This is a genomic window from Salinarimonas rosea DSM 21201, assembly GCF_000429045.1.
GTDB classification, from domain to species: domain Bacteria; phylum Pseudomonadota; class Alphaproteobacteria; order Rhizobiales; family Beijerinckiaceae; genus Salinarimonas; species Salinarimonas rosea.
On the sequence record NZ_AUBC01000005.1, the window covers coordinates 161,939 to 181,641 of the forward strand.

At 72.8% G+C, this 19,703-nt stretch carries 21 protein-coding genes; 10 read left to right on the forward strand and 11 right to left on the reverse strand.

Features of this window, described 5'->3' with window-relative positions; translation table 11 throughout:
* The first annotated feature begins 228 nt into the window (after nucleotides 1-228).
* The 9 genes from G407_RS25735 (at nucleotide 229) to G407_RS0104630 (ending at nucleotide 9,617) form a co-directional block, all read left to right on the forward strand.
* Nucleotides 229-2,430, forward strand: a complete 2,202-nt coding sequence (locus tag G407_RS25735; protein ID WP_052340955.1) for an iron-containing redox enzyme family protein — start codon at nucleotides 229-231, stop codon at nucleotides 2,428-2,430.
* On the forward strand, nucleotides 2,423-4,249 hold the full coding sequence (locus tag G407_RS0104595; RefSeq protein WP_043538931.1) for a carbamoyltransferase family protein: 1,827 nt from the start codon (nucleotides 2,423-2,425) through the stop codon (nucleotides 4,247-4,249). The genes G407_RS25735 and G407_RS0104595 overlap by 8 nt, the downstream gene beginning before the upstream one ends.
* 37 nt (nucleotides 4,250-4,286) lie before the next feature.
* Nucleotides 4,287-4,466: a hypothetical protein gene (locus G407_RS25740; protein ID WP_043538932.1), complete on the forward strand. Its 180-nt coding sequence runs from the start codon at nucleotides 4,287-4,289 to the stop codon at nucleotides 4,464-4,466.
* A 3-nt stretch (nucleotides 4,467-4,469) separates the two neighbouring features.
* Nucleotides 4,470-5,825 (forward strand): aspartate aminotransferase family protein, encoded by a 1,356-nt coding sequence (locus G407_RS0104605; RefSeq protein WP_029029865.1) that lies wholly within the window; start codon nucleotides 4,470-4,472, stop codon nucleotides 5,823-5,825.
* Between the two features lie 52 nt (nucleotides 5,826-5,877).
* On the forward strand, nucleotides 5,878-6,984 hold the full coding sequence (locus G407_RS25745) for a hypothetical protein (protein WP_210163074.1): 1,107 nt from the start codon (nucleotides 5,878-5,880) through the stop codon (nucleotides 6,982-6,984).
* Nucleotides 6,985-7,030: 46 nt separating this feature from the next.
* Nucleotides 7,031-7,651, forward strand: a complete 621-nt coding sequence (locus tag G407_RS0104615) for a LysE family translocator (protein WP_029029866.1) — start codon at nucleotides 7,031-7,033, stop codon at nucleotides 7,649-7,651.
* Between the two features lie 206 nt (nucleotides 7,652-7,857).
* The gene (locus G407_RS0104620; protein ID WP_029029867.1) at nucleotides 7,858-8,487 is read left to right on the forward strand and encodes a LysE family translocator; all 630 of its coding nucleotides are present in this window, start codon (nucleotides 7,858-7,860) and stop codon (nucleotides 8,485-8,487) included.
* A 52-nt stretch (nucleotides 8,488-8,539) separates the two neighbouring features.
* The gene (locus G407_RS0104625; protein WP_052340956.1) at nucleotides 8,540-9,289 is read left to right on the forward strand and encodes an AzlC family ABC transporter permease; all 750 of its coding nucleotides are present in this window, start codon (nucleotides 8,540-8,542) and stop codon (nucleotides 9,287-9,289) included.
* A complete protein-coding gene (locus G407_RS0104630; RefSeq protein WP_029029869.1) occupies nucleotides 9,279-9,617 on the forward strand; it encodes a branched-chain amino acid transporter permease in 339 nt (112 codons plus the stop codon). The genes G407_RS0104625 and G407_RS0104630 overlap by 11 nt, the downstream gene beginning before the upstream one ends.
* 30 nt (nucleotides 9,618-9,647) lie before the next feature.
* On the opposite strand, the gene G407_RS0104635 is transcribed toward G407_RS0104630, so the two are convergent.
* From G407_RS0104635 to G407_RS0104645, 3 genes are read right to left on the reverse strand one after another with little or no spacing between them, the layout of a single operon-like run.
* Nucleotides 9,648-10,205 carry a biotin transporter BioY gene (locus G407_RS0104635; protein ID WP_029029870.1) on the reverse strand — a complete coding sequence of 186 codons (558 nt, stop codon included), beginning with the start codon at nucleotides 10,203-10,205 and terminating at the stop codon, nucleotides 9,648-9,650.
* Nucleotides 10,192-10,863, reverse strand: a complete 672-nt coding sequence (locus G407_RS25750) for an energy-coupling factor transporter transmembrane component T family protein (protein WP_052340957.1) — start codon at nucleotides 10,861-10,863, stop codon at nucleotides 10,192-10,194. Before G407_RS25750 ends, G407_RS0104635 begins: the two co-directional genes overlap by 14 nt.
* The gene (locus G407_RS0104645; RefSeq protein ID WP_029029871.1) at nucleotides 10,860-11,537 is read right to left on the reverse strand and encodes an energy-coupling factor ABC transporter ATP-binding protein; all 678 of its coding nucleotides are present in this window, start codon (nucleotides 11,535-11,537) and stop codon (nucleotides 10,860-10,862) included. The genes G407_RS25750 and G407_RS0104645 overlap by 4 nt, the downstream gene beginning before the upstream one ends.
* A 118-nt stretch (nucleotides 11,538-11,655) precedes the next feature.
* Here G407_RS0104645 and G407_RS0104650 point away from each other — a divergent pair, with 118 nt between their 5' ends.
* Nucleotides 11,656-12,645 carry a zinc-dependent alcohol dehydrogenase family protein gene (locus tag G407_RS0104650; protein WP_029029872.1) on the forward strand — a complete coding sequence of 330 codons (990 nt, stop codon included), beginning with the start codon at nucleotides 11,656-11,658 and terminating at the stop codon, nucleotides 12,643-12,645.
* 38 nt (nucleotides 12,646-12,683) lie between these two features.
* Here G407_RS0104650 and G407_RS0104655 read toward each other — a convergent pair whose 3' ends face one another.
* The 8 genes from G407_RS0104655 to G407_RS0104690 form a co-directional block, all read right to left on the reverse strand.
* The gene (locus G407_RS0104655; RefSeq protein WP_029029873.1) at nucleotides 12,684-14,039 is read right to left on the reverse strand and encodes a lyase family protein; all 1,356 of its coding nucleotides are present in this window, start codon (nucleotides 14,037-14,039) and stop codon (nucleotides 12,684-12,686) included.
* The gene (gene pobA / locus G407_RS0104660; protein ID WP_029029874.1) at nucleotides 14,036-15,229 is read right to left on the reverse strand and encodes a 4-hydroxybenzoate 3-monooxygenase; all 1,194 of its coding nucleotides are present in this window, start codon (nucleotides 15,227-15,229) and stop codon (nucleotides 14,036-14,038) included. The genes G407_RS0104655 and pobA overlap by 4 nt, the downstream gene beginning before the upstream one ends.
* Before the next feature lie 10 nt (nucleotides 15,230-15,239).
* A complete protein-coding gene (gene pcaG, locus G407_RS0104665) occupies nucleotides 15,240-15,809 on the reverse strand; it encodes a protocatechuate 3,4-dioxygenase subunit alpha (RefSeq protein WP_029029875.1) in 570 nt (189 codons plus the stop codon).
* Nucleotides 15,802-16,524: a protocatechuate 3,4-dioxygenase subunit beta gene (gene pcaH, locus G407_RS0104670; protein WP_029029876.1), complete on the reverse strand. Its 723-nt coding sequence runs from the start codon at nucleotides 16,522-16,524 to the stop codon at nucleotides 15,802-15,804. Before pcaH ends, pcaG begins: the two co-directional genes overlap by 8 nt.
* Before the next feature lie 421 nt (nucleotides 16,525-16,945).
* The gene (ndk, locus tag G407_RS0104675; protein WP_029029877.1) at nucleotides 16,946-17,368 is read right to left on the reverse strand and encodes a nucleoside-diphosphate kinase; all 423 of its coding nucleotides are present in this window, start codon (nucleotides 17,366-17,368) and stop codon (nucleotides 16,946-16,948) included.
* A 78-nt stretch (nucleotides 17,369-17,446) separates the two neighbouring features.
* The gene (locus G407_RS0104680) at nucleotides 17,447-17,716 is read right to left on the reverse strand and encodes an SEL1-like repeat protein (protein ID WP_029029878.1); all 270 of its coding nucleotides are present in this window, start codon (nucleotides 17,714-17,716) and stop codon (nucleotides 17,447-17,449) included.
* A 255-nt stretch (nucleotides 17,717-17,971) separates the two neighbouring features.
* Entirely contained in the window at nucleotides 17,972-18,769 is a 798-nt protein-coding gene (locus tag G407_RS0104685) for an ABC transporter permease (RefSeq protein WP_029029879.1), read from the reverse strand.
* Nucleotides 18,766-19,701 (reverse strand): ABC transporter permease subunit, encoded by a 936-nt coding sequence (locus G407_RS0104690; protein WP_052340959.1) that lies wholly within the window; start codon nucleotides 19,699-19,701, stop codon nucleotides 18,766-18,768. Before G407_RS0104690 ends, G407_RS0104685 begins: the two co-directional genes overlap by 4 nt.
* Between the last annotated feature and the right edge of the window lie 2 nt (nucleotides 19,702-19,703).

Here is a 19,703-nt window from a genome sequence, read left to right on the forward strand (position 1 = left end):
CTCTCCTTCTTCGCCCGTCTCTTCGGCCGCAAGCCGGCCAAGAAGAAGGACGCGTCGATCTACCCGATGTTCTGAGCGCCCTGCGCTCCCGACACGCGATCATCGCAGGACGAGAAAGCCCGCGCGCGATGCCGCGCGAGCGGCGATGCCGCACGGGCGGCGTGCGGGCGCAAGCACCAACCAGCTGCACCGACCATGCTGCACCGACCATGCTGGAGCGAGAGCGCGATGTGGCGTCACGTCTATCGTTGGGCGATCAACCCGGAGGTTTTCCTCGACGCGGCCAACCTGCGCGACCTCGTGCGCCAGGCGGGCCTCTCCGGCCCCGACGGCGAGGCGGCCTTCGCCACGCCCGCCGCGGCCGGGCTCGAGGACGCGCGGGCGCGGCTCGTCGCGGCCGTCGAGGGCGCGCGTGCCTCGCTCGCGGGGCTCGTCGGCTCGGCCCGCGCGCAGGACGGGGGCGACGCGGGCCGGCGCATCGAGGAGACGCTCGTCGGCCAGTCCGCTCCCTTCGCCGCCGCGCTCGGCGCGTGGCTGCAGGGGCTCTCGGCGCCGGGCGTGTTCGAGGACGAGACACACCTGAAGATCCTGGCGCTCCTCGCCGACGACGTCGGCGTCGGCAGGCCGGAGGCGTCGCGCGCCGACGCCTTCCGCCTCCTCGCGCGGCGCGCCGGCCTGCCGGACGTCGCCGGGAGCCCGCGCGACCTCGTCGCCCTGCGCGAGATCCAGGACGTCGCCTTCCGCTTCCCCGCGGTGCTGTTCGCGCTCTCGCGGCGCTCCGACGCGTTCGCGCCGGAGCTCGCCGGCATCGACCTCGCCCTGCGGACGACGGGCCTCGCGCCCGCCTTCTCGGCGCTCGCCGCCCTGCGCGAGGTCCCCGAGCTCGCGCAGCTCGACCTCGCCCGGGCGTTGACCGACGAGGCGCTGCCGAAGGGCCACACGCCGCTCACGCTCTCGCTCTGGATCGCCGCGCGCCACGCCGACCCGGAGGCCGTGCGGCGCGTGGCCGAGGGCTTCGCCTGGGGCGCGCGCGGCATCCTCGGCGCGACCCGCGAGATCGAGGAGCTCGCCGCGACCGCCGTCGACCCGCGCCTCGCCATGGCGCTCCTCGTGCGCGAGCGGGCCCGCGAGGCCGCGGTCTACCACCAGGCCTACACGCTCGAGGGCCGGACCCTCGACGCCTGGTTCGAGGAAGCCGGGGACGATCCGCTGCCCCTCGTCGACGCACTCGCCCGCTCGAAGCTGGTGCGCCCCACGGACCCCGACCGCTCGGCGCTGATCGGCACGCTGATCCGCCCGAACGGCCCGATGTTCCGCATCTTCCGGGCCGAGGACGTGGCCGTGATCCGCCGCTGGATCGCGAGCCTCGCCGAGCCGCGCCCGGCGGACGGGCCGGATGCGCCCGCGCGGCTGCCGCTCGAGGTGCTCGCGCCCCGGCGTGGGCCGATCTCGGCGGGCGACGCGACGCTCGGCGCCGTGCCGGCGACGATCCGGGACGCCTACCACCTGCTCCAGGGCCGCGCGCTCGCCCCCCGCACCCGCGCGTTCGCCCTCGACTACGCCCGCTTCTGGCTCGACGCCGCGCGCCGCTCGATCGACGTGACGGACCGCTCGCTGCCGGCGGACTGGTCGCCGGGGCGCGTGCGCGCCTGGCTCCTCGACTCGCACGACAAGAACGCGAGCGCCTTCGAGCAGCACCGCGGGGACGCGATGCCGACCCGCGAGGAGGTGATCCGGGAGACCCTCCAGCTCGCGCCGCTGACCCTCATCGACGGCGCCTGGCTGCAGGGCTTCACCGAGACGACGCTCGCCGCGACCCGCGTCGGCTTCCCGCTGTTCGCGACCTACTGGGACGAGCTCGGCAACGGCGACTGGGACATCAACCACCCCAAGATCTACCGCGAGGTGCTCGCCGCGATGGACATCCGCCTGCCGCCCACGGGTGCGCGGGCGTTCGCCGACAGCCCGCTGATCGAGGACGCGTCGTTCCGGCTGCCGGTCTACTGGCTGTGCCTCGGCAAGTTCCCGGTGACGCTGCGGCCGGAGATCCTGGGCATGAACCTCGCCATGGAGCTCTCGGGCGTCGGCGGAGCCTACCGCTCGGCGCGGCGCTTCCTGAAGCACTACGGCTTCCCGACGCTGTTCGTCGATTTGCACAACACGATCGACAACGTCTCGACCGGGCACTCCGCCTGGGCGGCGGACGCGATCGACGCCTACATGCTCGCGGTCGGCGAGATCGACGATCCCGAGCCGCACTGGGAGCGGGTGCGCGCCGGCTACGAGTCGCTCGCGCCCATCGTCAAGCGTCCCTCCGAGCTCGACTACTTCCGCAAGGGCGCGCCGGCGTCGGCGGGGGCGCCGGCCGCCTTCGATCTGCTGCATCACGCGCCCGTGCGGGCGCCCGCCCGCGAGGCCGAACATGCGTGATCGAGATTACCACCTCGGCATCTCCGCCTACTATCACGACAGCGCCGCCGCCCTCGTGCGCGACGGCGTGCCGGTCGCGGCGGCGCAGGAGGAGCGCTTCACCCGGCGCCGACACGATTCGAGCTTCCCGGCGAACGCGGTGCGCTTCTGCCTCGCCGAGGCGGGGATCGGGCTCTCGGATCTCGCGTCGGTGACCTACTACGAGCGCCCGGACCTCAAGTTCCGCCGCACGCTCTCCTCCTTCGCGAGCGCCGGCCCGCGCGCGATCGGCGCCTTCGGGCGCATCGCGCCGGACTGGTTCGGCTGGAAGCGCGACGCGCTCGCGGTGGTCGACGGCGAGCTGGCGACGCTCGGGCTCGGCACCGCCCCGAAGGCGCGCGCCATCGAGCACCACCGCTCGCACGCGGCCTCCGCCTTCTTCCCCTCCCCGTTCGAGAGCGCGGCCGTGCTGTGCATCGACGGCGTCGGCGAGTGGCACACGACGACGATCTGGCACGGCAAGGGCAGCGCGCTCGAGCTCGTCAACTCGGTGTCCTACCCGCACTCTCTGGGGCTGCTCTACTCGGCCTTCACCTCCTTCTGCGGCTTCAAGGTCGATTCGGGCGAGTACAAGCTCATGGGCCTCGCGCCCTACGGCGAGCCGCGCTACGCCGACCTGATCCGCCGCGAGATCATCGCGCTGCGCCCGGACGGCTCCTTCACGCTGGCGCTGGACAAGTTCGAGTTCCTGCGCGGCGAGCGGATGATCGGCGAGGCCTTCGCGAGCTTGTTCGGCGGCCCCGCGCGCGACCCCGAGAGCAAGCTCACGCAGCGCGAGTGCGACATCGCCGCCTCGATCCAGGCCGTCACCGACGAGGCCGTGCTCGGCCTCGCCCGCGCCGCGAAGGAGATGACCGGCGAGGACGCGCTGTGCATGGCCGGGGGCGTCGCGCTCAACTGTGTCTCGAACGGCCACGTCTCGCGCTCGGGCCTGTTCTCGCGGCTGTGGGTCCAGCCCGCGGCCGGCGACGCCGGCTGCGCGCTCGGCGCCGCGCTCGACACCGCGATCACCGGCACCGGCCGGCGCGTGCCCGCGCAGCCCGACGCCATGAAGGGCGCCTATCTCGGGCCGGATTTCTCCGACGAGGAGATCGTCGCCTATCTCGAGGAGGCGGGGCACGCCCACCAGCGCATGCCGGAGGAGGACCTGCTCGACGCCGTCTCGCGGCACCTGGAGCAGGGCGCGGTCGTCGGCTGGTTCCAGGGCCGCATGGAGTTCGGCCCGCGCGCCCTCGGCGCCCGCTCGATCCTGGGCGATCCGCGCAACACCGAGATGCAGCGGACGATGAACCTCAAGATCAAGTACCGCGAGAGCTTCCGCCCCTTCGCCCCCTCCGTGCTGGAGGAGGACGCGGCGGAGTATTTCGAGGTGCGCGAGGAGAGCCCCTACATGCTCGTCGTCTCGCCGGTGGCGGAGGCGATCCGCGTCGGCCCGACGCCGCGGCGCTCGCTCGGCGCCATCAACGAGGTGCGCTCGACGCTCCCGTCGATCACCCACGTCGACCTGTCGGCGCGGGTGCAGACGGTGACGGAGGCGCGCTCGCCCCGCTACGCGCGGCTCCTGCGGCGCTTCAAGGCGCTGACCGGCTGCCCGGTTCTCGTCAACACGTCCTTCAACGTGCGCGGCGAGCCGATCGTCTGCACGCCGCAGGAGGCCTATCGCTGCTTCATGCGCACCGAGATGGACGTGCTCGTGCTCGGCTCGTGCCTCCTCGTGAAGGCCGAGCAGGCGCCGCTCGTCGAGGACGTCGACTGGCGCGCGGAGATCCCGCTCGACTGAGAGCCGCGCCGAACCGCGTCGAAACGAGGGAAACGTCATGCTGCATTCGCTGTGCCTCCTCCTCTACGTCCTCGTCCTCCTCCCGATCTGGGCGGTGCGGCGGCTCACCGGCGGCTCGCGGTTCGGGCGGCGCTTCCACGCCGCCCCCTCCGCCTGGGATCGCCCGGTCGTGCGCGTCGCGCCCGTGACGGTCTCCTCCCGGACGAAGGGGCGCTGAGCCATGTCCGCGACGATCTACAAGACGCTCGCCTCGACCCCGATCGAGGTCGTCGGCGGCGAGGGCGCCTGGCTCCACGGCGCGGGCGGCGAGCGCATCCTCGACACCTGCGGGGGCGTGTGCGTCTCGAGCCTCGGCCATCGCCATCCCGGCATGATCGAGGCGATGCGCGCCGCCGCCGGGGACGTCGCCTGGGCGCATGCCGGCAGCTTCACCTGCGCCGCCGCGGAGGAGCTCGCCGACTTCCTGGTCGCGCGCTCCGGCGGGCTCGCCAAGGTGCAGTTCCTCTCGGGCGGCTCGGAGGCGATGGAGCTCGCCCTCAAGGTCGCCTACCAGTACCATTGCGAGCGCGGCGAGCCCGAGCGCAGCGTCTTCGTCGCGCGCCGGCAGGGCTACCACGGCTCGACGCTGGGCACGCTCGCGATCTCCGGCAACCGGGACCGCCGCTCGGTCTTCGAGCCGCTGCTGATGCGCACCGAGTTCGTCTCGCCCTGCTACGCCTATCGCGGCAAGGCGCCCGGCGAGAGCGATGCGGCCTACGCCGCCCGCCTCGCCGACGAGCTCGACGAGGCCATGCGCGCCATCGGCCCGGGCCGGGTCGCCGGCTTCCTGGCGGAGCCCGTCGTCGGCTCGACCAACGGCGCCGTGCCCGCCGTGCCCGGCTATTTCGAAGCCGTGCGCCGGGTCTGCGACCGGCACGGCGCGCTGCTCATCCTCGACGACGTGATGTCCGGCATGGGCCGCTCCGGCCCGCTCTACTCGCACCTGGAGGACGGGATCGTCCCGGACATCGTCGCGGTCGGCAAGGGCCTCGCCGCCGGCTACCAGCCGATCTCGGGCTACCTCCTCGCGGGGCACGTCTTCGATGCGATCCGCGACGGCTCGGGCGTGCTGCGCAACGGGCAGACGCACGTCAACCATCCCTTCGCCTGCGCCGTCGCGCTCGCCGCCCAGCGCATCGTCGAGGAGGAGGACCTCCTCGCGACCGCCGCCGCGCACGGCCGCCGGATGCGCGCGCTCCTGGCGGACGCGTTCGCGGACCATCCGTTCGTCGGGGACGTGCGCGGCCGCGGGCTCTTCCTCGGCATCGAGCTCGTGGCCGACCGCGAGACGCGCGAGCCGCTCGACGGCGGCGGCGCGCTCGTCGCCGAGCTCAAGCGTCGGGCGCTCGCCCGCGAGCTGCTGATCTATCCGGGCGCCGGCACGGCGGACGGGGTGCGGGGCAACCACGTGCTGTTCGCGCCGCCCTTCGTCTCGAGCCCGGACGAGATCGCCGAGATGGTCTCGCGCTTCGCCGAGACGCTCGCCGACGTGCGACCCGTGCTCGAGGCCGCCGCCCGCGCGCCGGCGCTCGCCTGATACGCTGCCTGGGGGACCGGGCGCCCAACGAAGAGAGAATGGGGAAACGTCCATGTCGATCGTGTCGAATCTCGTCGCCACCGCGCAACCCGCGGCAACCGCCTCGCCCGCCCGCGCACCTCTCGTCCAGGTCCACAACGAGTGGGACCCGCTCGAAGAGATGATCGTCGGCATCGCCGACGGCGCCCGCGTGCCCAGGCCCGACCCGGGCCTCTACGCCGTCGACTACGCCGAGCGCCACGCCGGCGCCGACGAGATCCCGTCCGGCCCCTACGACGACCGGGTGATCGCCGAGGCGAACGAGGATCTCGCGCGCTTCGCCGAGACCCTCGCCGCCCACGGCGTCACCGTGCGCCGCCCGCAGCCGACGGATCACGCAGCCACCTTCGGCGCGCCGGGCTGGACCACGGACGGCGAGTACAATTATTGCCCGCGCGACGTGCTGCTCCCGATCGGCGACACGATCATCGAGGCGCCGATGATCCTGCGCTCGCGCTATTTCGAGCCCTTCGCCTATCGGCACCTGCTCCCGGAGTACGTCGCGAGCGGCGCGCGCTGGATCTCGGCGCCGAAGCCCCGGCTGCCCGACGAGACCTGGGCCGCGCGCCCGGGCGCGGGCCCGATCATCGCCGAGCTGGAGCCGCTCTTCGACGCGGCGAACGTCCTGCGGGTGGGGCGCGACATCCTTTTCCAGATCTCGCGAAGCGGCAATCGCCTCGGGCTCGCCTGGCTGCGCGCCGTGCTCGGGCCGCAGTACCGCGTGCACGCGGTGGAGGGGGTCTACGACGGCACCCACATCGACACCTCGATCACCCTCGTTCGGCCCGGCCTCGTGGCGCTGAGCGCCGAGCGGGTGAGCCCCGACAAGGTGCCGGCGATCTTCGCGCGCTGGGACAAGATCTGGGTCGAGGACATGGTGGACACCGGCTACGCCTGGTCCTACCCGCGCGCCTCGATCTGGCAGGGCATGAACTTCGTCATGATCAACCCCGCCCTCGCCGTCGTGAACGAGCTCCAGCGACCGCTGATCCGCCAGCTCGAGGCGCACGGCGTCGACGTCGTGCCTCTGCCGATGCGCCAGGCGCGCACCCTCTCCGGAGGCTTCCACTGCGTCTCGGTCGACATCCGCCGGCGCGGCACGCTCGAGGACTATACCTGACCCGCGAAGATTGGCATGGTCATGCTCCACGCATCCGGAGGCATCCATGGGCACCGGCCTCGGGCTCGAGTACCTGTCCCTGATCCTGTTCACGGTCGCGACGTGCATCACGCCCGGGCCGAACAACACCATGATCCTCGCCTCGGGCGTGAACTACGGCGTCCGCTCGAGCGTGCCGCACCTCGTCGGCATCAACATCGGCTTCCCGCTGATGGTGATCGCCGTCGGGCTCGGGATCGGGAGCGTCTTCCAGACCTGGCCCGTCCTGCACGACGTGCTGCGCATCGTCGGCTCGGCCTACCTGCTCTGGCTCGCCTGGCGGATCGCGACGGCGGGCCGCAGCAAGGACGCCGGCGCGAGTGCGCGACCGCTCACCTTCACGGAGGCGGCGCTGTTCCAGCTCGTCAACCCGAAGGCCTGGATCATGGCGGTGGGCGCGGTGAGCGTCTACTCGGTCGCGTCCGACACCTACGCGATGCAGATCCTGGCCATTGCGCTGATCTTCTTCCTGTTCGGCACGCCCTGCACGGCGGTGTGGCTGCTCGGCGGCTCGGCGCTGCGGCGGGTCCTCGCCGATCCGCGCTGGCTGCGGGCCTTCAACGTGGCCATGGCCGCCTTCCTCGTCCTGTCGCTCTGGCCGGTCCTGTCGATCTACCTGAGGCCCTGATCGGGCCCGACCGTGGCGATCTGCGGCCTCTCAGCCGGATGGCGCAATGTATCACAACTTCAGGTGATGATCGGACCCGCGCTCCGTCGACATCGGCGGGGCGGAGCCGAGCCACCTCTGCCTGCTTTGCGGCTTGCGCCGCGACCGCCGGCGGCCTAAGGGATCGCCCGCAGCGTGTACGAACTCTTCGGGATGCGGAGCGGCTGATGGACATCGTTCCCTACCTGCTGGTCGCCTACGGGACCTACGTGGTCGGCACGGCGAGCCCCGGCCCGGCGAACCTCGCCATCATGGCGACCTCCATGGAGGCCGGCCGCGCGTCGGGCGTCGCCATGGCGTTGGGCGTGGTCTCCGGCTCGGTGATGTGGGGCGTCGTCGCCGCGCTCGGCCTCGGCGCCCTGCTGGAGGCCTCGGCGACGGTGCTCGTGGTGATGAAGGTGATGGGCGGGCTCTACCTGCTCTGGCTCGCCTATCGCGCCGCGCGCGGGGCGCTGTCGACGGCGCCGATCGAGGTGCCGGCGGGTCCCGCCCGGGGCGCGCCGCCGACCTTGCGCCGCCACTACCTGCGCGGCCTCGGCATCCACCTCGTGAACCCGAAGGCCGTGTTCGTCTGGATGGCGATCATCACGCTCGGCCTGCCGGTCGGCGCGCCGCCGGTGCTCGCGGCGCTGATCGTCGCCGGCTGCGCGGCGCTCGGCGTCGTCGTCTTCGTGACCTACGCACTCGTCTTCTCGAGCGCGCCGGTGGTGCGCGTCTACGCCGGGCTGCGGCGCTGGATCGGCGCGGTGATCGCGCTGTTCTTCGGTGCCGCCGGCACGCGCCTCCTCCTCTCCTGAACCCGGACGTTCCCCCGCGTCCCGATCGACTGCCGCGCCGGAGCCTCGGACCATGCCCCCCCAACCCATATCGGACCCCGTCCACGGCGACGGGCCGCGCGAACGCCTCGCGCGGGTGCTCCGCCTGACCATCCCGGTCGCGATGGCCTACCTCCCGCTCGGGGTCGCATTCGGCGTCTATCTCGTGTCGAGCGGCATCGCCTGGTACTGGGCGCCGCTCTCGGCGATGATCATCTTCGCCGGCTCGATCGAGTTCCTGGCGGTGAGCTTCATCGTCGCCGGGCTGCCGCTAGCGGTGGTGGCCTGGACGACGTTCGTCGTGAACTTCCGGCACATCTTCTACGGCCTCTCCTTCCCCATCGGCCGGCTCCGGACGCTGCCGCAGAAGCTCTACGGCGTCTATGCGCTCACCGACGAGACCTACGGCATCACCGCCGCCGGCGACGGGCGCCGGCTCGACGGGACGGGGATCACCCTGCTGCAGCTCGTGAGCCACTTCTGGTGGATCCTCGGTGCAGCGCTCGGCGCCGGGCTCGGCGCGATCATCCCGCCGCACATCGGCGGATTCGAGTTCGCGCTCACCGCGATGTTCCTGATCCTCGCCGTCGACGCGGTGCGCCACAGCCGCGACCTGCGGCTCCTCGTTTACGCCGCGGCCGCCTGCGCGGCCGGCTTCGCCGCCGAGCGGCTCGTCGCCGAGAACGCCTTCCTGATCGCGGGGCTGATCGTCTACCTCGGCCTCGTCAGCGTGGACTATGTCCGCTCCCCCCGGGCCCGCGAGGAGGCGCACCATGCCGGTTGAGACGATCTCCGACGGGCGGGTGCTCGCCGTCATCCTCGTCGTCGCCGTGGTGACGGTGGCGCTGCGGGCGATGCCCTACGTCGCCATGGACGCGCTCTCGCGCAACGGCTACCTGCTGCATCTCGGCCGCAAGATGCCGGTGGGCGTCATGGTCCTGCTCGTGGCCTACACGCTCCAGGACGTCGACCTGTCCGCCTACCCCTACGGCCTGCCGATCCTCGGCTCGGCCGCGGTGGCGCTCGCACTCTACTGGTTCACGCGCAACGCCCTCGTCGGCATCGGGGCCGGCCTCGCCTGCCATCTCGTGGCGGTGAACGGCCTCGTCTGAGCGAGGGCGCCTTCGGCGAGGCCGGATGCGTCAGCGCAGCGCGATCGGGTAGGCGCGCTGCACGCCGCGCGCGACCATCACGGCGACGACGACCTTGATCGCGTCGCCGGGCAGGAACACGACCATGCTCGCCGCCGCCGGGCCGAGGCCCATGCCCGTGACCACCGAGAGCCACGGCACGCCCATGGCATAGACCGCCCCGATGCCGCCGACGACGCAGGCGAGCGCGGCATTCGCGAGGTCCGGCGCCCGCCACGCACCGGTCCGCGCGAAGCGCTTGGCCAGCGCGCCGACGACGATCGCGCCGACGATCCAGCCGACGATGAAGCCGCCGGTGGGCCCGAGCAGGATGCCGAAGCCGCCGCGCCCGCCGGCGAGCACGGGCATCCCGAGCGCCACGAGCAGCACGAAGAGCGCGAGGGCGAGGCCGCCGCGCACCGGCCCGAGCATCAGCCCCGCCAGCATCGGCCCGAGCGATTGCAGCGTGATCGGCACGGGAAGGAAGCCCACCGTGATCGGCGGGACGAGCCCCAGCACCGCCGTGAGGGCGGCGAAGAGGGCGACGAGGACGAGATCACGCGTTGTCATGGTCGGCACTCCCTGGGCCGGTGCTCGAGGGTATGGCGCTGGTGGGTGGAGACTTGCAAGGCGGATAGGCGCGCGCGTCGATCGCCTCGGCGATCGCGTCCGCGCTGCGCAGGACGCGCACGATCATCGGCACGACGAGAGCCACGGGCCCGACCCGCAGGCCGCGCGCCGCCCGCGCCTCGCGGATATCGGCCGCCTGCTTCATCAGCTCCGGCACGAAGCGCAGGACGAGCGCCACCGCGAGCGCGACCTTGCCGGCGTCCGCGAGGCCGATCCGCTCGAGCGGCGCGAGCAGCCGCTCCAGCGTCGCCAGCAGGTCCGAGGTGCGCGTCGTCAGCGTCAAGGCATAGCCGAGGAGGACGAGCGCGACGATGCGCGCTCCGACCGCCGCCGCCTCCCGCCAGCCGGCCAGCCAGGCATTCGCGGCCACCACGATCGCGACGACGATCGCGACGCCGGCGAGCGCGCCGCGGAGACGGGCGAGCCGCACCCCGGTCGCCGCGACCACGCCCGCCGCCGCGAGCGCCGCCGCGCCCAGCACGATCGGCGAGGAGACGAGGAACAACGCGACACCGAGGCCCGCCAGCGCGGCGAGCTTCGCGCCCGCCGGCAGGCGATGCAGGGGCCCGTCGCCCGGGACGTAGAGCGAGGGGCTCACGCGCGGTTCTCCCGATACCAGCGCAGCGCCGCCTCCGGCGCGTCGTCGGCGACGATGCGGCCCTCGTCGACGACGAGGACGCGCTCGAAGTCGCTCACGAGGTCCAGGTCGTGGGTGACGACGATCGCCGTCTGCGCCAGCCCGGCGATCGCCGCGCGGATGCGGTTGCGGTTGCGCAGGTCGAGCGCCGTCGTCGGCTCGTCGAGGACGACGATCCGCGGCTCCATCACGAGCACCGAGACGAGCGCGAGCAGCTGCTTCTCGCCGCCGCTGAGCGTGTGGGCAGGCCGGTCGGCGAGCCCGTCGAGCCCATGCGCGGCGAGCGCGGCGAGCGCGCGCGCCTCCGCGTCGCGCTTGGGGAGCCCGATGTTGCGCAGGCCGAAGGCGACGTCCTCGCCCACGATCGGGAAGACGATCTGGTTCTCCGGGTTCTGGAACACGAAGCCCACGGCGCGGCGCACCGCTCGCGCCTGCGTGCGCGTGTCGAGCCCATGAACGCGCACCGTGCCCTCGTCGGGCAGGACGAGGCCGTTGAGGAGCCGCGCCAGCGTGCTCTTGCCCGACCCGTTGAGCCCCACGATCCCGACGCGTCGCTCCTCGAGCACGAGATCGATCCCGCGCAGCACGGGTCGCTCCTGCAACGTGACGCCGACGTGATCGAGGACGATGGACATGCTCTCGGGGGGGCTGGTTTGCGTCGCTCGCGGCGCGGTCTCGGGCATGCGGCCCGCGCTCCGGAGCCGGCACGGGCCTTAGCACCGCCCGCGGCGATGGGATAGGGTCGCCGGCACGATGACGCTCACGACCCTCGTCCACCGCTTCGGCGATCCCGCGGACGTGGTCCGGCTCGAGACGGGCGCCGACCCGCCGCCCGGCCCCGGCGCGGTGCGGGTGCGCATGCGCGCGGCGGCGATCAACCCCTCCGACCTCCTGACGATTCGCGGCGCCTACGCATCGCGCACCGCGCTGCCCTTCCGCCCGGGCTTCGAGGGCGTGGGCACGATCGAGGCTCTCGGCCCGGGCGTCACCGGCATCGTGCCGGGGCAGCGCGTGCTGCCGATCGGGACTGCGGGCGCGTGGTCGCAGGTGAAGACCGCGGACGCCGCCTGGTGCTTTCCGGTGCCGGACACGCTCGACGACCACGCCGCGGCGACGAGCTACGTGAACCCGCTCACCGCGATCCTCATGCTGCGCGAGCACGTGCGCCCGCGTCCGGGCATGCGGATCGGCATCGACGCCGCCGGCTCCGCCATCGGCGGCATGCTCGTGCGCCTCGCCGCCGCCGCGGGCGCCCGGGTGACGGCGATCGTGCGGCACGCCCCCGGCCCTGCCCTGCTCGGCGATCTCCCCGCCGCCGAGGTCGTCGTGCTTCCCGAAAGCGACGCGGACGATGCCCATTGCGCCCTGCGCGACGCGCTCGCCGGCGGAGGCCTCGACGCCGCGCTCGATGCGGTCGGCGGCGCGCACGGCACGGCGCTCGCGCACGCCCTCGCCCCGGGCGGCCTGCTCGTGCACTACGGCCTCCTCTCGGGCCGTCCGCTCCCGCCGGACCTGCAACGCCGGCGCCCGGACATCCGCCTCGTCCTGTTCCACCTGCGCGCGTACGTCCACGCGGCCCCGCGCGCGACGATCGCCTCCGCCCTCGCCGAGGCCTTCCGTCTGGTCGCGGACGGCACCGCGGCGAGCCCGATCGAAACGGTCTATCCGCTCACGCAGATCGCGGACGCGCTCCGGCACGCCGAGCGGCCGGGGCGACGGGGCAAGATCCTGCTTGCGCCGTGAGGCGCGGCGGGCAACGACGAGCCGACGCGTCCCGGTCGTCAGGCGGCGAGCGCGCGGCGGGCCGCGGCAACGTGCGCGAGCGCACGGGGCACGAAGGCGGCCGCGCTGTCGAGGTAGGGCGCGAGCGCGAAGGCGCGCGCCAGGGCGTCCGCGGGGAGATCGCCCGGCGCGGCGAGGGCCTCGCGCAGGGAGACGCCGTCGGCACGCACGGCGTCGGCGGCCGCGGCGACGCGGGCGTGCGCCTCCCCGGCCCCGAGGACGGGCGCGAGCGCCGCGGCGGCGGCGTCCGCGAAGAGGAGGCCGCTCGTGGCGTCGAGATTGCGCGCCATCGCGTCCGCACGAACCACGAGCCCCTCCGCCAGCCGCCGCGCCTCGACGAGGGCGCCGGACACGAGGCCGAAGAGGGTCGGCAGCGCATGCCATTCGGCGTGCCAGGCGCCGGCCGGCCGCTCGTGGGCCGCGACCATGGCGTCGAGCAGCGTCGCCGCATGCCCGCGCGCCGCGCTCGCCGCCGAGAGGATCACGGTGCACGAGACGGGATTGCGCTTGTGCGGCATGACGGAGGAGCCGCCGCGGCCGGGCACGTGCGGCTCGGCGACCTCCCCCACCTCGGTCGAGGCGAGGTGGGCGATGTCGCCGGCCATCTTGGCGAGCGCGCCGAGCAGCATCGCGAGCCAGGCCCCCGCCCGTGCGCTGCCGGCGCGGCGCGTGTGCCCCGCGATGGGCGCCGATGCGAGGCGGATCTCCCGCGCGAAGGCGTCGGCCACCTCCGGCGCGCGCGCACCGAAGGCGGGGAGCGTCCCCGCCGGACCGGCCAGCGAGGCGACGCAGGCGCCTTCGCGCACGGCCGGCAGCTCGGTCGCGACGTCGGCGATCCCCGCCGCCCAGACCGCGGCCTTGAACCCGAACGTCACCGGCGTCGCGTGCTGGCCGTAGGTGCGCCCGGCGCAGGGCGTGCGCGCATGCGCCTCGGCGAGCCGCGCGAGGCCGGCGAGAATCGCGTCGAGATCGCTCGCGACGAGCGCGAAGGCCCGGCGCAGCGCCACGGCGAGCGCGGTGTCGATCAGGTCCTGCGTGGTCGCGCCCTTGTGCAGGTCGCTCGCGAGATCGCGCGGCAGCATCGCCCGCAGGGCCTTCAGGAACGGGATCGACGGCACGCCGGCATGCGCCGTCTCCCGGCCGATCGCCGCGAGGTCGAAGGCGTCGGGCGCGATCGCCGCGATTGCCGGGCCGAGCCCCTCCGGCGCGAGGCCGAGCCGTGCTTGCGCCCGCGCCAGCGCAGCCTCCACCGCCAGCATGTCGGCGATCCGCGCCCGGTCGTCGAAGACCGCGCGCATGGCGTCGCTCGCGAGGAGCGGCCCGGTCAGCGCGGAGTCGAGCGCGGAGAGGCTCATGCCGGGCCCCAGTCCATCGGCAGGCCGACGTAGTTCTCCGCGAGCGTGGTCATGGCCGCGCACGACGTAGTGACGTAGTCGAGCTCGGCCAGCTGGCGGCGCCGGTCGAAGGGGGACGCGTCCTCGAAGGTGTGGAGCATCTGCGTCATCCACCAAGAGAAGCGCTGCACCTTCCAGATCCGGCGCAGGCAAGTGTCCGAATAGGCCGCGAGCGCGTCCTCGCGGCCGTCGCGGTAGAAGGCCTCGAGCCCGCGGGCGAGGACGCGCACGTCGCCTACGGCGAGGTTCATGCCCTTGGCCCCCGTCGGCGGCACGATATGCGCCGCGTCGCCCGCGAGGAAGAGGCGGCCGTGGCGCATGGGCTCGGCGACGAAGCTGCGCATGGCGGTGACGCCCTTCTGGATCACCGGCCCCTCCTCCAGCCGCCAGCCCTCGCCGCCGGCGAGGCGGACCTGCAGCTCCTCCCAGATCCGCTCGTCCGGCCAGTTGGCGATCTCCTCGTCCGGCGGGCACTGGAGATAGAGCCGGCTGATCTCCGGCGAGCGCATGGAGAGCAGCGCGAAGCCGCGCTCGTGGTTGGCGTAGATCAGCTCCTCGGAAGCCGGCGGCGACTTCGCCAGGATGCCGAGCCAGCCGAACGGGTAGACCCGCTCGTAGACGCGCAGCACGTCGGCGGGGATCGCGGCGCGCGAGACGCCGTGGAAGCCGTCGCAGCCGGCGACGAAGTCGCAGGAGAGCGTCTCGCGCACGCCGTCCTTCAGCCAGGAGATCGTGGGCTCGCGGCCGTCGATCCCCTCGATGCGGGTGTCCGAGACCTCGAACACGATCTCGCCGCCGGCCTCGAGCCGGGCGGCGACGAGGTCCTTCACCACCTCGTGCTGGCCGTAGACCATGACGGCCTGGCCGGTGAGGTCCTGGAAGTCGATGCGGCGGGCCTCGCCGGCGAATTTCAGGATCGTGCCGTGGTGGAGCAGGCCCTCGCGGTCCATGCGCGCGCCCACCCCGGTCTCGCGCAGGACGTCGACGGTGCCCTGCTCGAGCACGCCGGCGCGAATGCGCTCCTCGACGTAGCGGCGGCTCTTGGCCTCGACGACGACGCAGGAGATGCCGGCGAGACGGAGCAGGTGGGCGAGCAGCAGCCCAGCCGGCCCCGCCCCGATGATGCCGACCTGGACATGACGCGCGGGCATGGCGGCCTCCTCAGATCTCGAAGAACACGGTCTCGCCCTCGCCCTGCAGGCGCACGTCGTAGCCGTAGACGCCCTGCGACACCGCACGCGCGATCAGCGTCTCCCGCCGGTCCGCGGGCACGAGGGCGAGGACGGGGTCGCCCTCGTTGGCGGGCTCGTCGGCGAAGTAGATGCGCGTCGCGAGCCGGTTCAGCAGCCCGCGGGCGAAGACCGAGACGCCGATGTGCGGCGCCTGCGGCGCGCCGTCCGGGCCGGGCACGGGCCCCGGCTTCACGGTGACGAAGACGAAGCGGCCGTCGACGTCGGTCTCGGCCCGGCCGAAGCCGCGGAAGGCGGCATTTCCGGGTGCCTCCGGGTAGCGCCCCTCCCCGTCCGCCTGCCAGATCTCGACCATGGCGTCCGGCACGGGCTCGCCCGCGCCGTCGAGCACCCGGCCCTCGATGTGGATGCGCTGCCCGGCCGCGTCCGGCCCGGCGATCTCGTTGCCCGCGATCCCGCGCGCGTCGTAGGCCTCCGGCGTCAGGCAATAGGCGAAGAAGGGCCCGACCGTCTGGGAGGGCGTGATGCCGCGCTCAGCCATGGTGCGGATCCTCCATCGGCGTCGCGCCGCGCCCGCGCAGCACGATGTCGAAGCGATAGCCGAGCGCCCATTCGGGCTTCGTCGTCTCGATGTCGAAGGACGAGACCAGCCGCTCGCGGGCGCGGGCGTCCGGGATCGACTGCCAGATCGGGTCGAGCCCGAGCAGCGGGTCGCCGGGGAAGTACATCTGCGTCACGAGGCGCGTGACGAAGCTCGGCCCGAACAGCGAGAAGTGGATGTGCGCCGGCCGCCAGGCGTTGTGGTGGTTGCGCCAGGGATAGGCGCCGGGCTTGATCGTGGTGAAGGCGTAGCCGCCGCTCGCATCGGTGACGACGCGGCCGGCGCCGGTGAAGTTCGGGTCGATCGGCGCGTCGTGGCGGTCGTTCACGTGGATGTAGCGCCCGGCGGCGTTGGCCTGCCAGATCTCGAGCAGCGTGTGCGGAACGGGCCGCCCGTCCTCGTCGAGGACGCGGCCCGTGACGATGATGCGCTCGCCCAGCGGCGCACCCGCATGGCCGAGGGTCAGGTCGTTCTCGCCCTCGGCGACGCTGTCGTGGCCGTAGGCGGGGCCGGTGAGCTCCGTGAGGGTGTGCGGCAGGATCACCAGCGGCCGGCGCGGGGCGCGCAGGCGCGTCGAGGCGTAGGCCGGCGCGTCGTTCGGCGGATGGGCGGCGAGGCTCTCGCGGGGATAGGCCCGCCCCGGCGTCTGCGACATGGCACGTCCTCCTCGCGCCACGCTCCGGCGACGCATCGCCGGGCGAGGTCATTCGTATGCGAATGATCCTGCCGCGAGACGCGCCGTTTGTCAAAACGCGAACGCCCCCGCGCCGGGGGCGCGGGGGCGTTCGCAGGATCAGCGAGATGGAGAGCTCCGCCGTCTCGGCCGCACCGAGGTTCTCCCCTCCCCCCGGTGGGGAGGGGCGGGGCTGGGGGGCGTGCAGAACGATACGGAGGCGGATGCAGGGACCCGTCGGGAGCTTGCAGGACGCGGCGACGGCGATCGGGGCGGCATCGGCCGGAGTGATCGTCCTGCGCGCCCCACACCCCCAGCCCCTCTCCGCGAGGGAGAGGGGAGCGCGTCGCGGCCGGCATCGGCGTGGCGGCACGCTTCGCCCGGGCTCGACTGAGCCTCGGCCTCAGCCGACGATGTCGTTCCCGGCGAAGAACTGGGCGATCTCGATCTGGGCGTTCTCGGCCGAATCCGAGCCGTGGACGGTGTTCTCACCGACCGAGAGGGCGAACTTCTTGCGGATGGTGCCCTCGGCGGCGTTGGCCGGGTTCGTCGCGCCCATCACCTCGCGGTACTTGGCGATGGCGTTCTCGCCCTCGAGCACCTGCACCACGACGGGGGCGGAGATCATGAAGTCGACGAGCTCGCCGAAGAACGGGCGCTCGCTGTGGACGGCGTAGAAGGTCTCCGCCTGGGCGCGGGTCATCAGGATGCGCTTCTGCGCGACGATCCGCAGACCCGCCTCCTCGATCACGGCGTTCACGGCGCCGGTCAGGTTGCGCTTGGTCGCGTCGGGCTTGATGATCGAAAAGGTGCGCTCGGTGGCCATGTCGGTATCCGCTTCGTGAGGATGTGTGGAAGATGGCGGGCTTATAGCCGCGCCGCCCCGCACCCTCAAGCGGCCCGATCAGGCGGCGGCGAGAAACATCCGCGCGGCGCGCTGGGCGGCGGCCACCTCGTCGGCGGTCATCTCCGCGGCGAGCTCGGCCCGGCGCGAGACCGCCGCCCGGCAGCCCTTGGCGACGGCGATGTTGAGCCACTTGTGGGCGGCGACGAGATCGAGCGGCACCGAGCGGCCGACGGCGTGCATGAGGCCGAGCTCGAGGTAGGCCTCGCCGGTGTCGAGGTCCGGCACGAGGGCGGCGATGTCGGCGGCACCGAGATCGAGACGAGCCATGGGTCCTGCTCCCCTGTTCCACTTGCGTTGTTGAAGGGAACCTTGCCGGGGACGCGTGAAATCTCGTCTAAAATTGTCGGTGAATCGGAGCGTAACTTCCGTGACCGCGTGTTTAGGTGAACGGGGGGTGAAGCCGCGTCCGTCAGCGAAAGCCGGCGCGACACCCGTGCGGTGGGGCCGAACGACTTCGAGCGGCACCGCCGCCCGCCCCACCCTCCGTCCTTCGGCCGTCGTCCTCCCCTGCGGGGAGGTTTCTCAGCCGGCCTGGCGCATCAGCACCGAGCGCTTGGTCACCAGCGCGGCGACGATCACGCCGATCGTCACGAGCGCGATCAGGATCGTGGAGGCGGCGTTGATCTCCGGCGTGACGCCGAGCCGCACGGAGGAGTAGATCCGCATCGGCAGCGTCGTCGCGCCCGGGCCCGAGGTGAAGCTCGCGATCACGAGGTCGTCGAGCGAGAGGGTGAAGGCGAGGAGGAAGCCCGCGAGCACCGCCGGCGCGATGACCGGGAGCGTCACCGAGACGAACGTGCGCCACGGCGTCGCGCCGAGGTCCATCGCCGCCTCCTCCAGCGAGCGATCGAAGGCGACGAGGCGGGCCTGGACCACCACGGTGACGAAGCACATCGTGAAGGTCACGTGCGCGAGCGTCACCGTCCAGAAGCCGCGATCGAGGTCGATCGAGACGAACAGCAGCAGCAGCGAGAGCCCCGTGATCACCTCCGGCATCACCATCGGCGCGTAGACCATGCCGGTGAACAGCGCCCGGCCGCGGAAGCGGCCGTAGCGGGTGAGGGAGATCGCCGCCATCGTGCCGAGCACGGTGGCGAGGATCGCGGTGACGAAGGCGACGCGCACCGTCACCCAGGCGGCGTCGAGCAGCGGCTGGTTCTGCAGCAGCGCGAAGTACCATTGCGTCGAGAACCCGCCCCACACCGACACCAGCCGCGAGGCGTTGAAGGAGTAGAGGATCAGGATCAGGATCGGGATGTAGAGGAAGGCGAAGCCCAGCGTCAGCGAGACCACGTTGAAGGGCGACAGGCGGCCTCTCATCGGCTCTCCTCCAGGCGCCGCGCCTCCGCCTCCCGGAACAGCACGATCGGCACGACGAGGACGACGAGCATCACGATCGCGACCGCCGAGGCGAGCGGCCAGTCGCGGTTCGAGAAGAACTCGCTCCACAGGATGCGCCCGATCATCAGCGTGTCGGAGCCCCCGAGCAGGTCGGGAATGACGAACTCGCCCACCGCCGGGATGAAGCAGAGCAGCGATCCGGCGACGATGCCGGGCCAGGAGAGCGGCACGGTGATCGTCCAGAACGCCTTCAGCGGCGTCGAACCCAGGTCCTGCGCCGCCTCGATCAGCGTGTCGTCCATGCGCTCCAGCGTGGCGTAGAGCGGCAGCACCATGAAGGGCAGGTAGGTGTAGACGATCCCGATATGGACCGCGATCTCGGTGTTGAGGATGGTCAGCGGCTGGTCGATCACGCCGATCGCCATCAGGAACCCGTTGAGCAGGCCCTCCGGGCGCAGGATGCCGATCCAGGCGTAGACGCGGATGAGGAAGCTCGTCCAGAACGGCAGGATCACCGCCGCGACGAGGATGCCGCGCAGCGAGGGCGAAGCCTTCGCCATGGCGTAGGCGATCGGGTAGCCGACGAGGAGCAGGATCAGCGTCGAGGATGCGGCGATGCGCAGCGACGAGCCGAGCGCCGCCACGTAGAGGTCGTCGGAGACGATGAAGGCGAAGTTGTCGAACGAGAGCTCGCCCAGGAAGGCGACGAAGGCCTCCCACCCGCCGGCGAGGTCGAAGGTCGGGGCGTAGGGCGGCTGCGCCAGCTCCGGGTAGGAGAGCGCGATCTTGAAGACGATCAGCACCGGCAGGGCGAAGAACGCGCCGAGCCACAGGTAGGGCGCGCCGATCACCAATCGGCGCCCCAGCCCGCGGCGGCGGGGCTCGTCGCGGCGGATCGCGTCGCGTGCCATCC